This window comes from Nonomuraea solani (assembly GCF_900108335.1).
Lineage (GTDB): Bacteria > Actinomycetota > Actinomycetes > Streptosporangiales > Streptosporangiaceae > Nonomuraea > Nonomuraea solani.
Genome location: NZ_FNVT01000003.1, coordinates 410,408 through 423,318, shown reverse-complemented (window position 1 = coordinate 423,318; position 12,911 = coordinate 410,408). Strand labels below are relative to the sequence as shown.

Genomic DNA, 12,911 nt, shown 5'->3' with positions numbered 1-12,911 from the left:
TGCCCAGCGGGCCGCCACCTAACGCGACGCGCACCCGATGGACGGTGCCCTCAACCGACGGCCGACCATCGGACCGACCTGACGGGACGGTCACCGGACCGACCTGACGGGCACCCGGTCGATCGTGCCCTCACCTGACCGGGCACTCTATCGGCCGCGCCTTACTTGACAGGCAACCAGACGTGGCCCGAACCTCGGGTGCGGGTGAGCTCGATCTTCCAGCATCCGGGCTTCGGGAACCTGAGCCCGGTGCCCCACTCCTGCCCGGGCCGCCGCCAACTCGACCCGCCGTGCATCTCGGGACCCCAGACCAGCTTGGCGGCGGTGCCATCGGGGAGGGTGCCCTTCACCTTCAACGGCCCTTCCCCGGTCATCCGCCACACGATCTTGACCTCCCTGCCACTGGCGAGCGGGGGCTCGGCGATGAACAACAGCCCCCACAACTCGGCATCCCGAGCCGTCCCTTGCACCTCGGGAAATCCCGCCCCCATCAGGATGCGGCTGCCACGACACCCTTCCCGCGCAACGACCGGGCTCGGAGTCGGCGCGACCTCCGGCACCGCAGACCCACGGCTCGCCCCCGGACTTCCCACGGCCCCGTCCGTGCCCACAGGCCCGGCCGACCCAACCGGTCCCGCCGGTCCGGAACCCTGAGCAGAGCCGGACTGCGACGCCACGGAACCCCCGCACCCCGCCACCAGCACCACCCCCAAAACGGCCACTCCCAAGGCCACCGTCGAACCGGCCACCGTCGAACCGGCCATCCTCGAACCGGCTCCCCGCCGAGCAGTCGCCCGCCAAGCGGCCACCCCCGAAGCAGCCGCCCCCAACACCGACAGCCCCATCAGACCTCCTCAACCCCGGACCTTCCTCTTCTTCCACCTCCCACTACTCGACCCCAGGGCAAAAGGTTCCAGCCGCCTAATGACCGCCGAACACCGGCAACGTAACGGCCGACGGGTGCTCCGCGTCATGGAAGATCTCGAACCGCGTAACCCGCGTCCGTACAGCCGACTCCACCGGATCCCCAGTCCCATGGTTACGCGCGAACCGAGGAAACGCCCCGCCCGCCACCTGCACCCGCAGCCGATGCCCCCGCAGGAACCGATACCCCGTCGGATGCAGCTCGACCTCGGCCCGCACCACCCCTTCACCTCCGGAAGGCAGCCGCAGAATCCCGTCCGTGACGTTCCGTGAGACCCCGGAAGCGTCCACGTCGCACACCCGGACGAAGAGGTCGGCGTACCCGGTGTCGGTCCGCACGTACACGGTGGCCGAGACGGGCCCGATCAGGTCGAGATCGCGGGGGAGCGGCGCCCCCGTGTACACCAGCACGTCGGAACGAGGCTCGATGTCGCGATTGTCGCGCTGCTTCGACACACGCATGTCCAGAAGCGGACCGCCCCGCGACCGCGTAGGCCGCGCCGGATCGTACTCGAACCGGTCGGGCCCGCCACCCTCACCCGGCGGCACGTCCCAGCCGAGCCCGCGATGCGGCAGCAGGTGGAGCGGCGTCGGCCTGGACTGCTCGGGCGGCCACCGGTCGAAGTCGAGCCACCGGTTGGCCCGCTGCAGGTGCAGCCGTACCGGTGGGCGTTGGAGCTGGGCGGTGTCGCCGAGCAGGTGGGCCGACAACCACGACACCTCGTCGCTGAGCAGCGCCCGCAGCGCCCCCAGGTCGTGCCCCCATGGCCCGATCAGGATCCGGCTGCGCCGCCCGGCCTCGCGCAGCGCGGCGAAGTCGCGGAGCTGCGCGGGCAGGAGCAGATCCCACCAGCCGGTGACCATGCTGGTCGGGGTCGTCATCCTGACGGCGGCGGCGCTGTTGTCGGTCTCGGTCCAGAACGCGTCGTCCGCGTCGGTGTGCGCGGCCGCCTCCCGCAAGAACGGCACCCGCCTGCCGATCGCGGCCATGTCGGAGGTGCCGATGGGCACGTGAGCCATCGCCCGGCGTACCGAGCGCTCCCGGCGCGGATCGGGCAGCAGACCGCCCCAGCGCGCCTCCTCCTGCGTACCGATCAGCGCCGCCCACGTCAGCAGATTGTGCAGCGCGAAAACCCCGCCCGGATAGAACGTCGTCCTGAACTCACTGGCCGTCACCCCCAGGCACATGGCCTCCAGCGGCGGATCGAGATAGGGCCCGACCGCCCACTGCGTGTACCCGACGTAGCTCGCCCCCGCCATCGCCAGCCGCCCGTCGCACCAGCCCTGCTCCCGCAACCACGCGGCCGTGGCCAGGCCATCGTCCTTTTCCTGATGAAAGGCCGAGAACCGGCCGCCGGAGCCGAACGTCCCTCTGGCGTTCTGCACCACGACCTGCATCCCCCGCCTGGCCAGGACCCGAGCGGTGCCCTTGGCATCGAACTTGTGCTTCCCGTACGGGGTACGCATCAGCACCACCGGCAACGGCCCCGCACCACGCGGCCGATAACGGTCGGCGAGCAACACGACGCCGTCGGGCATCGGCACGGGCAGGTCACGGGTGACCTCGACGTCGGGCGTCGAGGCCGGGGGAAGGTCGAGGAAACGGTCGAACAGTCTGCTGAGCACGCCCATGACAGATCCTTTCGCTCCGCCCCCAAGCGTACGACCCGCCCCGCCAGGGCTCCGGGCCGAGCGTACGCCCGCCCTGCCGAGGTTCCGGGCTGAGCGTACGACCCACGCGCTCAGAATTCCGGACCGAACGTACGCCCCGCTCGGCCAGGACTCCGGGCCGAGCACCCGACCCACCCCCGCCCGACCCGCCCCCGCCGGCCTATCCCCGCCCGGGGCCCGGGGAGCTCGTCGCGCCCGCCCGCCAGGGCTTCGGCTGAGCGTACGACCAGCCCCACCTGGGGCCTGGGCCGAGCGTACGACCAGCCCTCCGAGACTCCGGGACTCCGGGACTCCGGGACGAGCGTACGACTCGCCCAGTGAGCGCTCCGGGCCGATGAGTTTCGACGGTTTCCCGGGTCTGCAATCTTGAGGAGGCGACATGAGCGAGCAGGGACAGGCTTTGGCGGCAGGTGTTGCGCTGTTGGAACGGGCGATCAACTACACGCTGGGCAGCCTGCGACTGGTGACCCCGGCCGCCCTCTGCCGCGCCACACCATGCGCGGGCTGGAACCTCCAACAGCTACTGGAGCACCTGGACGACTCCCTCCACACGCTGAACGAAGCCGCCACCGGCCACATCCACCCACCCTCACCACCACCCATCCCACCTCGATACGCCACCCCCAAGATCCACCACACCACCGACCAAGCGCCAGTGCTGGGCTATGGCGTGGATCGGGGGCGCGCCGCGAGCCAGGCCGCCGGTCAGGATTGCGGGTCCGGCGTGCACAAGGCCGCCAGTGAAGAGGCCGTTCCGGGGCGTGACATGGATCGGGGGTCTGCCGATCCGGGGGCCGATCCGGGGGCCGGGCCGGGACACGGCATGAACCGAGGGTCTGCGGCGTGTCAGCCCGGTAGCCGGGGTGCTGTTTCGGATCGGGGCGTGGATCGAGGAAGCGTTGTGGGTCAGCACGCTGACCTGGGGGACGTTTCAGGTCGGGGCGTGGATCGAGGAAGCGTTGTGGGTCAGCACGCTGACTTGGGGGGTGTTTCGGGTCGGGGCGTGGATCGAAGAGGCGTCTTGCGGCGCACGTCGGGGCAAGGGGCTGTTCCGTATCAACGGGTGCCCCTGGATGCCGGTGTTGGGAATCCGGCGCTTCTGTTGCGGGACGGTGCGGCCGAGGTGCTGGGTCGGTGGGCGGCTGTGCTCGCCGGTGGGCCGATAGCCATTGGTGATCGCCACCTGACGAGCCCCATGGTGGCCGCCGTCGGTGCGATCGAGATCGCCGTGCATGGCTGGGACGTGGCCACGGCCTGTGGTGAGCGGCGGCCGATTCCGGCGCCCATGGCCGAGGAGTTGCTGGACCTGGCCCTGCTGCTCATCACCCCCCACGACCGCCCGTCCAGGTTCGGGCGTCCGGTGGCGGTGCCGGCGTATGCGCCCGCGCAGGATCACCTGCTGGCTTACCTGGGCCGGCGGCCGGACTGGTTCGTCTGCAACTAAAGGGCCCCGCTCACCCCGCATTTCCCGCCGGAACGCCGTACGATCATCCTGTACGACATCTCGGACCACTTCACGGGGAGCCCGTCCGGCCAGGTCCGCGAGGCGGCGCGCCAGCGGCCCAGGCCGACCCACGTGGTGGCGACGACCGTTCTTCGTGCGGCCGTCGCCATCACCACGTCGAGCACCATATAGATCACCGCATAGATCACCGTATGGATCGCCGGGCCGATCGCGGGCTACGGGAACGCCGGTCAGGGGGCCTCGCGGAGTGTTTCCAGGACCTGTTCGCCGTATTTGGCCAGCTTGTTCTCGCCCACCCCGTTCACCTGGCTCAGCTCGGCCAGTGACGTGGGCGCCCGGGTGGCGATCTCGCGCAGCGTCGCGTCGTGGAAGATGACGTAGGCCGGGACGCCCTGCTCCTTGGCGGTGGCTCCCCGCCACGCCCGCAGCCGTTCGAAGACGGGAGCGGCCTCGGCGGGCAGCTCGACCTGGGCGGCGGCCTTGGCGGAGGAGGAGGTCTTGGCCCGGGCCGGGCGCAGCGTGTCGCGGCGCAGCAGCACCTCGCGCTGCCCGCGCAGCACCCCCGCGCTGTCGTCGGTCAGCACCAGCGCCCCGTAGTCGGTCTCCACCGCCAGCAGCCCCTGCGCCAGCAGTTGCCGCACGATGCCGTGCCACTCCGCGTTGCCCAGGTCGTCGCCCACCCCGAACACCGTCAGCGTCTCGTGCCCGTGCTGCAGCACCTTGGCGGTCTTCTTGCCGAGCAGGATGTCCACCACCTGCCCGACTCCGAACTTCTGCCGCCGCTCGCGCGCCAGTCGCAGCACGGCCGACAGCACCTTCTGGGCGGGAACGGTGCCGTCCCACGACTCGGGCGGCGTCTGGCAGGTGTCGCAGTTTCCGCACGGCTGGGAGTCCTTCTGCCCGAAGTAGTCGAGCAGCATGATCCGGCGGCAGGTCACGGTCTCGCACAGCGCCAGCATCGCGTCGAGGTGCAGCACTTGGCGGCGGCGGTGCGCCTCGTCGCCCTCCATGGCCATGCGCCGGTGTTGCACCACGTCGTTGAGCCCGTAGGCCATCCACGCGCTGGCGGGCAGCCCGTCGCGCCCCGCCCGCCCGGTCTCCTGGTAGTAGCCCTCCAGCGACTTGGGCAGGTCGAGATGGGCCACGAACCGCACGTCGGGCTTGTCGATGCCCATGCCGAACGCGATCGTGGCGACCACGATCAGCCCGTCTTCGCGCAGGAAGCGGGACTGGTGCAGGGCGCGGGTGCGGGCGTCGAGGCCCGCGTGGTAGGGCACCGCCGCGATCCCGTTGTCCACCAGGAACTCCGCGATCTTCTCCACCGACGACCGCGACAGGCAGTAGACGATGCCGGAGTCGCCGTCGTGCTCGCTCCGCAGGAACTCCAGGAGCTGCCGCTTCGGCTCGTTCTTCGCCGTGATGCGGTAGTGGATGTTGGGCCGGTCGAAGCTGGCCACGAAGTGTCGGGCCTGTTCGAGGCCGAGCCTGGAGGAGATCTCGGCGTGCGTGGCGGGGGTGGCGGTGGCGGTCAGCGCGATGCGCGGCACGTCGGGCCAGAGCTCGTGCAGCCGCGACAGCTCCAGGTAGTCGGGTCGGAAGTCGTGGCCCCACTGCGCCACGCAGTGGGCCTCGTCGATGGCGAACACCGAGATGTCGCCCTTGGCCAGCAGCCGCAGCGTGGCGTCCACCCGCAGCCGCTCGGGGGCGAGGTAGAGCAGGTCGAGCTCGCCGGCCAGGAACTCCGACTCCACGAGCTGCCGCTCGTCGAAGTCCTGCGTGGAGTTGAGGAACCCCGCCCGCACGCCGAGCGCCCGCAGCGCGTCGACCTGGTCCTGCATCAGCGCGATCAGCGGGGAGATGACCACCCCCACGCCACGGCGCACCAGGGCGGGGATCTGGTAGCAGAGAGACTTGCCGCCGCCGGTGGGCATCAGGACGAGCGCGTCGCCCCCGCCCACCACGTGATCGATGATCTCTTGCTGACCCTCCCGGAACGAGTCGTAGCCGAACACGCGGTGCAGAACCTCGGTGGGGGTATCCATGCGGCTACCTTACGTGTTCGTGGGTTGACCGTTCGTCAGTTCCGCCGATGGCGGAGCGGCCCCAAAGCCAGTGGCCCCGAAGCCAGCGGCCTCAAAGCCGGTCACGTCCGCCGACGGCGGAGAGGTCGTGGAACCAGCCACTACCGTACTCAAGCCACGGCCCCCTCCGTACGCCGATAGAAGATCAGCGCCACCGCCCCGAGCCCGCACGCCGCCGCCACCGCCCCCATCACCGCCGGATACCCGGCCAGTTGCGCCACCCCGGCCGCCAGCAGCGGCGCGATGGCCTTGGCGACGGTGATGGGCAGTGCGAGCGCCCCGCTCAGCGACGCGTACGCGGCGGTGCCGTACCGGTCGGCCAGCAGCGCGGGACGGGCGATCGTGGCCACCCCGAACCCCAGCCCGAACAGCACCACGGCCACGACCGCCCCCGCCACGCTCCGCCCGACCAGCGGCAGCAGCACCGCCGCCAGCCCCTGCAGCCCGAACATGACCGCCGTGATCACCGCCACCGGCCACCGCGTCTGCAGCCCGGTGGTGACCAGCCGCCCGGTCACCGACAGCACGCCCAGCAGCCCCGCCACGCCGGCCGCGAACACCGGCGGATGTCCGAGCACGATCAGGTACGTGACCAGCAGCACCCCCATGACCGCCACCGCGCCCGTCTGGGTCAGGAAGGCGGCCGCCAGCAGCCAGAACGGCCGTTCGCGCACCGCCGCCCCGACGATCTCCCGCCGGTCGGTGTGCGGCGGCGCCGCCCGGCTCCGCACGGCCAGCCCGTGCAGCGGGACGGCGGTCAGCGCGTACCCGATGGCCAGGATGACCAGCGCCTGCCGCCACCCATAGGCCTCGGCCAGGAACCCGGTCAGCGGCAGGAAGATGCTGGAGGCGAACCCCGCCACCACCGTCACCGCCAGCAGCGCCCGTGCCCGCCGCGCCGCGTCGAACCAGGCGACGATCACCGCGAACGCGGCCTCGTACAGGACCATCGCCGACGCCACGCCCAGCACTCCGCACACCAGATAGAGCTGTACGAGCGAGCGCACCTGCGACCAGGCCAGCACCGCGAGCGCGCCCAGCGCCGACCCCACCGTCATCAGCCCTCGCCCGCCGTGCCGGTCCAGCCAGCGCCCGACGAGCGGCGCCACCAGGCCCGACACCAGCACGGACAGCGTGATCGCCCCGGTGAGCTGCGCGACCCCGGCGTGCAGGTCGCGCGACATCGGCGGGATGAACACCGAGAACGCGTAATAAAGCACGCCATATCCGGCGGTCTGGGTGATGGCAAGTGCACCGATCATGCGCGCGGGCGGCTTCGATCCGGCGGTGGCGATCACCCCTCTTTCGTTCCCGTTCACCAGCCGGCAATACGGTGAAACAAGTCACTCCGGGCATAGCGTCAGGTCATGAGCGTTTCGTACGTGGTGACGGGTGGCGGACGTGGCATCGGCAGGGCGGTGGTGGAACGGCTTCTCCATGAAAAGGACACCGTGGTCGTCATCGAGCGCGACCCCCGCGCGCTCGACTGGGCCGGCCCGAGGGTCATCCCGCTGATCGGCGACGCGGCCGACGAGGAGGTCGCCGCCTGGGCCGCCGACCTGGCCCAGGAGGCGGCCCCGCTGGCGGGCTGGGTCAACAACGCCGCCGTCTTCCGCGACGCCTCCGTGCACTCGTCCCCGATCTCCGAGGTCAGGGCCCTGATCGCGGCCAACCTGGACCTGGCGGTGGTGGGCTGCGCCGTCGCCGTACGCCACTTCCTGGCCGCCGGTACGCCGGGCGCGATCGTCAACGTGACCTCGCACCAGGCCACCAGGGCGGTGCCGGGCGCGTTGCCCTACTCGACGGCGAAGGCCGCGGACCGAGGGGCTGACCAGGGCGCTGGCGGTCGAGTACGGCAGGCACGGCATCCGCGTCAACGCCGTGGCCCCGGGCTCGGTGGCCACCGAGCGCTACCGGGACGAGCTGACCGAGGAACTGGCCAGGCTGCACCCCCTGGGCCGGGTCGCCACGCCCGCCGAGGTGGCCTCCGTCGTGGCGCACCTGCTGTCCGAGGACGCCGCCTTCGTCAACGGCGCCACGATCCCCGTGGACGGCGGCCGCACGGTGCTCGGAATGGATCCGGAAGCCAGGGAATGAAAACCGTTGTCACACGGTTGCACGGGCCATGAAGAAGAACCTGCACTCCGCGTACCGCCCGGTCGTCTTCCGCGACCCGAGCGCCGGCTTCGCCTTCCTCACCCGCTCGACCCTGAGCGGCGCCGCCACCGTCGAATGGGAGGACGGCAGGACCTACCCCGTCATCGACGTGGACGTCTCGTCCGCCAGCCACCCCTTCTACACGGGCCGCGGCCGCATCCTCGACACGGCCGGACGCGTCGAGCGCTTCAAGCAGAGGTACGGAAAGATGTGACGCATGTTAGGCACCCCTCTGACCGCCCGGCTCGAGCGTTCCCACCGGATTCTCGTCGCCGGGGCGGGCGGTGGCTCCGACGTGTACGCCGGATTATTTCTCGCCCTGACCCTCAGAGAAGCGGGCAAAGAGGTCCACCTGGCCAACCTGTCCTTCAGCCACCTCGACGCCCTCGACCTCGACGTCTGGCTGGCCGAGGACGTCGCCGAGATCCATCCCGACACCTCCGCCCGCGACTGGTACTTCCCCGAAGGCTGCCTGTCCCGCTGGCTCGCGAAACACGGCCAGCCCGCCACCGTGTACGCCTTCCCCAAGATCGGTGTCCGCCCCCTGCGCGCGGCCTACGCCAAGCTCGCCGAGTACCTCGATCTCGACACGATCGTGCTGGTCGACGGCGGCACCGACATCCTGATGCGCGGCGACGAGGCCGGCCTCGGGACCCCGGCCGACGACATGGCGAGCCTGGCCGCGGTCCACGGCCTCGACATTCCGGACAAGATCGTGGCCTGCCTGGGGTTCGGCGTGGACGCCTATCACGGCGTCAACCACGTACAGGTGCTGGAGAACCTCGCCGCGCTCGAACGCGAGGGCGCCTACCTGGGCGCGTTCTCCGTCTCCAGGGTCACGAAGGCGGGCGCCCTCTACCTCGACGCCGTCGCCCACGCGCAGGCGGAGCTGCCGGCCTACCCCAGCATCGTGAACGGCTCGATCGCGGCCGCCGTGCGCGGCGAGTTCGGCGACGTGCGCTTCACCGACAGGACCAGGAACAGCGAGCTGTTCATCAACCCGCTCATGGCGCTCTATTTCGCCGTGGACCTCGACGCCCTGGCCAAGCGCTCGCTCTATCTGGACCGCCTGGAGAACACCGTGCTCATGCGCCAGATCGTCAGCCTCATCGAGGACTTCCGCGACGAGATCACGCCCCGCCCGCCCAAGGCGTTCCCGCACTAGAGGTTCATCGCGTCGGCCAGCGTGTCCATCTCGGCGGTGACCAGCGCGGGCCCAACATTGACGAACCGGCCGTGGACCTCCAGCGCCAGGATCCCCTGGAGGCGGGACCACGCCAGGATGGTGCCGGTCAGCGCCGTCGCCGCGTCGGCGCCGGGCGCGTGCGCGCGCACCCACGCCGCCACCTCCGGCGTCTCCTCGACCCAGCGCCGCACCTGCTCCCGCAGCGGTTCGGCGGCCGGCCCGCACCGGCCCAGGCCGAAGACCGGTAAGAACGGCCCGAGCACCTCCCTGCCCCGCCGCACGCTCTCCGGCGGCGCGCGGTAGCCGGGCGACGGAGTGCCGGTCACCAGCTCGAACAGGTGCGGATGGGCCAGCGCCCAGCCGACGAGGGCGCCGGCCAGCGCGTGCAGCCGCTCGCGCGGCGCGCCCTCGGACACTCCCGCGCGGACGGCCGCCGCCGCCTCGCCGTAACCGTCGAGGATCAGCTCGGTGAGCAGGTCGTCGCGGCCGTCGAAATACTTGTAGATCGCCGGGCCCGTCATGCCGAGCTGTCTGGCCACCGCGTTGAGGCTCAGGGCCGCGGCCCCGCCGGAGCCGACCTGAGCGAGCGCGGCCCGCTTGATCTCGCTCCTGACCTGCTCGCGGTAGCGCTGTCGCGGGGTGGACATCCTCTCAGTATCCCTGCGTTCCCATTCCGGCACATCGCGTCACGGTGAGTTGTCAAGGGCGTGGCATGCGACGACGACCGGTGGGTAAAAGCCAGGCACCGGCGTGAGAGCAAGTGGTGGTGGGATGAGTCTCTCCGGAAGGGAACGCCGCATACTCGCTGAGATCGAGCGCGCCCTCGAACGAGAGGACCCCGAGCTGGCCAGGCGCGTGGCCGCGATCAACCGGATCGAGTCCGGCGGAGACGTCTTCCCGCGGGCCTGTAACGACCGGTTTCGCATGTGGGCGCTGGCGCACGTCTGGGTGATCTTCTCGGTCGGCGCCCTGGTGATCGTGCTCCTGCTGCTGGCCGTCCTGACGACGTGAGTGCTGCTGGCCGTCCTGACGACGTGAGCCGTCAGGCCAGGCACCGCAATGACGAGGCGATGCGCGGGTCGAGCCCGTGCGAACCGGACAGGCGGCCCACGGTGGCCTCGACGAACTCGTGGTAGGGCATCGTGGCGGTCAGCCCGTCCACGGCCACGAACATCTCGTCGGCCGTCCGCTCCACCTGCACCTTGGAGTCCTGCTCGGCCAGCGCGAACCGGCCCACCGCCACCCGCCACAACGTCCGGTCCTCGGCCTCCTTCTCGGAGACGGGCGCCCCGACGTCGTCGGCGTGGGTGGCGTACTCGGAGTCGTAGTGGAAGGTCTGCAGCCCCGCCGGATAGGGCCCGGCCATCGTGTCGAGCGGCCCGCCGGGGCCCAGCTCGCGCATGCGCCGGCGCGTCTCGCCGTTCTTGGCGCGCCACTCGGCCAGCACCTCTTCGACCGGCAGGTCGCGGCGCTGCCGTACACACCACTCGTTGAAGTCGTTGAACCCGGTGATGCCCTCGTCGGCCAGGCGCCCCATCAGCTCCTGTACGGTCCCGTCGAGACAGGCGTGGTTGTAGAGCTCCTCGCCCGCCAGATGCGCCAGCACGTCGCGCACCGACCAGCCGCCGGCCCGTGACGGCCGCCGCCATCCGGCCTCGTCGAGCCCCGAGAAGAACCGGTCGAGCCGGTCGGCCTCGGCGTCGAAGATGTCGAACGGGTTGAAGTCTCTCAGCAGATCCTCGGCCATACCGGGACGCTACCCGCTACGTGCCGGCTTTCACGGCCATGGAGCCGATGGCCGACTTCACCCGGTCGTACTCGCCGGCGCAGGACGGCGCCCGCTCGGCGGGAACCCAGCCGCCCTTGACGATCCGGGCGTACTTGCCGGGGTCGGAGCCGTACAGCAGGCAGGCGAACGTGGCGGACTCTTCGAGCCCGGACAGGTGCTCGCCACCGATGTGCCCGGCGAGCAGGTGGCGGGCCTCGGCGGCGGCCACCACGCGCTTGGGGGCGTCGGCCGCGAGCGTCAGCGCGGCGAACCGGTCGGCCTGCTCGTCACTGTCCTGCATGCCGTTCAGCGTGGTCAGGGCGTGGCCGAGCTCGTGGTGGAAGAGCACGGTCAGCGCGCCGTCCAGGCGGGTGGCCGCGGCCTTGGTGCTCGTCTCCTCGGTCTCCGACAGGCCCTTGATGGTGGTACGGATTTTGCCGACCATCGAGTAGCAGATCGTGATCTGGCGCTTGTCGTGGTCCCACGAGGCCGTCGGCTCGTCGCAGTCGCGGGCGACCACCTCGATGCTCTCCGGCAGCCGGATCCGCGTCTTCAGGACCTTGCTCTCCTTCAGCGCCTCCCTGGCCTGCTCGGCGCTCGGCGACCCGGCACGCTCGTAGCGGACGGATAGTTCTGGCGCCGGCGCCGCCCCCAGTGTGCTCGTCACGCTCAGGACGAGGGCCATCACGGGGTGCGCCATACGAGTGCTCCTTCGGGGGTCGATCATCGCAATGGGAATCACCCTGCGGCGATTGCGTGATCGATAAACCTCCGGAAGGCAAAAAGATTCCGGAAATGCCGGAGGCCCGGCCCCCCAGGGACCGGGCCTCCGCGAGAGAAACTATCGACGCCAGCCGTAGCCGTAGACCCGCACGTAGTCCGTGCGGCTCGTGGCGCCATCGAGCTCGTCAGAGCCGCTGAAGACGGCGCGGAACGTGCCGCTCTTGTAGGCACGAGCCTTGGCGTAGAACTTGCCGCCCCACTTGGTGTTGGCACCGGCGACGTACTTCCAGCCGCTGGAGCCGTTGGCGCGGTGGTAGATGTTCACGCGCTCACCGCGGACACCCTCCCAGCCGTCCTCGTCAACCTGGAGGCGACCGGAGAAGTAGATCGACTTGCCCTTGCGGACCTTGTAGGGGTCGGCGGTGAAGCGGGAGATCCGCGTCTCGGCCTTGCCCTTCTGGACGTCGACCGCGAAGAACGCGGAGTCCTTGGCGATCTCCTTGCCGGCGCTGTCGAACGCGACGGCCGTGGCCTTCCACTTGCCGGCCGCGTCGTTCTCGTTGAAGCCGATGGCGAAACGCCAGCCCTCGAGGTCACGGACGTCCTTGGTCCGCATCGTGCGCATGCCCTCTTCGGGGGCCACGCTGAGCTCGACCTTCTTGACGTCGGAGCTCGCGCCGATGTCGAAGTACGCGGTCGTCTCGGAACCGGCCTTCACCACGACCGGGTTCGGCGTGATGTCGCGAATCTTGAGCTGCGTGTCCGTCCGGTCCGCGGAAGCGGCGCCGGCGCCCGACACGAGCATGGCCCCGCCCACGAAGGCGGAGATGATTCCAATTGCGATCTTTCTCATGAGGGTGCTGATTCCTCTCCCCGTATTGACTTCAGAGCGGGCTCGGGGTGCCCGCTCCTCTACTACTTTGAGCCACGAAGACA

Annotated in this window: 14 protein-coding genes and 2 pseudogenes; 7 read left to right on the top strand and 9 right to left on the bottom strand. The window is 70.5% G+C overall.

Annotation, left to right across the window (positions count from 1 at the left end; genetic code table 11):
* Window positions 1-161: 161 nt before the first annotated feature.
* On the bottom strand, window positions 162-470 hold the full coding sequence (locus C4V41_RS13010; RefSeq protein WP_146103636.1) for a hypothetical protein: 309 nt from the start codon (window positions 468-470) through the stop codon (window positions 162-164).
* A gap of 451 nt (window positions 471-921) precedes the next feature.
* Entirely contained in the window at window positions 922-2,556 is a 1,635-nt protein-coding gene (locus C4V41_RS13005) for a CocE/NonD family hydrolase (protein ID WP_103956078.1), read from the bottom strand.
* 1,060 nt (window positions 2,557-3,616) lie between these two features.
* On the opposite strand from C4V41_RS13005, the gene C4V41_RS64145 reads away from it, so the two are divergent.
* Window positions 3,617-4,039 carry a DinB family protein gene (locus tag C4V41_RS64145; RefSeq protein WP_146103635.1) on the top strand — a complete coding sequence of 141 codons (423 nt, stop codon included), beginning with the start codon at window positions 3,617-3,619 and terminating at the stop codon, window positions 4,037-4,039.
* Here C4V41_RS64145 and C4V41_RS12990 read toward each other — a convergent pair.
* The 3 genes from C4V41_RS12990 to C4V41_RS12980 form a co-directional block, all read right to left on the bottom strand.
* Window positions 4,036-4,236 (bottom strand): hypothetical protein, encoded by a 201-nt coding sequence (locus C4V41_RS12990; RefSeq protein ID WP_103956075.1) that lies wholly within the window; start codon window positions 4,234-4,236, stop codon window positions 4,036-4,038. The genes C4V41_RS64145 and C4V41_RS12990 overlap by 4 nt on opposite strands.
* Before the next feature lie 54 nt (window positions 4,237-4,290).
* Window positions 4,291-6,102, bottom strand: coding sequence for a DNA helicase RecQ (gene recQ / locus C4V41_RS12985; RefSeq protein ID WP_103956074.1), 1,812 nt, complete (start codon window positions 6,100-6,102; stop codon window positions 4,291-4,293).
* Window positions 6,103-6,251: 149 nt separating this feature from the next.
* On the bottom strand, window positions 6,252-7,460 hold the full coding sequence (locus tag C4V41_RS12980; RefSeq protein WP_235030093.1) for an MFS transporter: 1,209 nt from the start codon (window positions 7,458-7,460) through the stop codon (window positions 6,252-6,254).
* Window positions 7,461-7,508: 48 nt separating this feature from the next.
* Here C4V41_RS12980 and C4V41_RS66080 point away from each other — a divergent pair.
* From C4V41_RS66080 to C4V41_RS12965, 5 genes and pseudogenes are all read left to right on the top strand, one after another.
* A pseudogene (locus tag C4V41_RS66080) lies at window positions 7,509-7,901 on the top strand (SDR family NAD(P)-dependent oxidoreductase); the annotation flags it as partial.
* 67 nt (window positions 7,902-7,968) lie between these two features.
* A pseudogene (locus C4V41_RS66075) lies at window positions 7,969-8,016 on the top strand (hypothetical protein); the annotation flags it as partial.
* A 6-nt stretch (window positions 8,017-8,022) separates the two neighbouring features.
* Window positions 8,023-8,238 carry an SDR family oxidoreductase gene (locus C4V41_RS65295; protein ID WP_268808589.1) on the top strand — a complete coding sequence of 72 codons (216 nt, stop codon included), beginning with the start codon at window positions 8,023-8,025 and terminating at the stop codon, window positions 8,236-8,238.
* 28 nt (window positions 8,239-8,266) lie between these two features.
* On the top strand, window positions 8,267-8,512 hold the full coding sequence (locus tag C4V41_RS12970) for a type B 50S ribosomal protein L31 (RefSeq protein WP_103956073.1): 246 nt from the start codon (window positions 8,267-8,269) through the stop codon (window positions 8,510-8,512).
* A gap of 3 nt (window positions 8,513-8,515) precedes the next feature.
* On the top strand, window positions 8,516-9,463 hold the full coding sequence (locus C4V41_RS12965) for a DUF1152 domain-containing protein (protein ID WP_103956072.1): 948 nt from the start codon (window positions 8,516-8,518) through the stop codon (window positions 9,461-9,463).
* Here the strand turns inward: C4V41_RS12965 and C4V41_RS12960 are convergent.
* The gene (locus C4V41_RS12960) at window positions 9,460-10,131 is read right to left on the bottom strand and encodes a TetR/AcrR family transcriptional regulator (protein ID WP_103956071.1); all 672 of its coding nucleotides are present in this window, start codon (window positions 10,129-10,131) and stop codon (window positions 9,460-9,462) included. The two genes, C4V41_RS12965 and C4V41_RS12960, sit on opposite strands and share 4 nt — an antisense overlap.
* A 124-nt stretch (window positions 10,132-10,255) precedes the next feature.
* Between C4V41_RS12960 and C4V41_RS12955 the strand changes: the two genes are divergently transcribed.
* A complete protein-coding gene (locus C4V41_RS12955; RefSeq protein WP_103956070.1) occupies window positions 10,256-10,495 on the top strand; it encodes a DUF3040 domain-containing protein in 240 nt (79 codons plus the stop codon).
* A gap of 31 nt (window positions 10,496-10,526) precedes the next feature.
* Here C4V41_RS12955 and C4V41_RS12950 read toward each other — a convergent pair whose 3' ends face one another.
* From C4V41_RS12950 to C4V41_RS12940, 3 genes are all read right to left on the bottom strand, one after another.
* Window positions 10,527-11,231, bottom strand: coding sequence for a maleylpyruvate isomerase family mycothiol-dependent enzyme (locus C4V41_RS12950; RefSeq protein WP_103956069.1), 705 nt, complete (start codon window positions 11,229-11,231; stop codon window positions 10,527-10,529).
* 16 nt (window positions 11,232-11,247) lie between these two features.
* Entirely contained in the window at window positions 11,248-11,952 is a 705-nt protein-coding gene (locus C4V41_RS12945; RefSeq protein ID WP_160150259.1) for a DUF4344 domain-containing metallopeptidase, read from the bottom strand.
* A 141-nt stretch (window positions 11,953-12,093) separates the two neighbouring features.
* The gene (locus tag C4V41_RS12940; protein WP_103956067.1) at window positions 12,094-12,828 is read right to left on the bottom strand and encodes a hypothetical protein; all 735 of its coding nucleotides are present in this window, start codon (window positions 12,826-12,828) and stop codon (window positions 12,094-12,096) included.
* Between the last annotated feature and the right edge of the window lie 83 nt (window positions 12,829-12,911).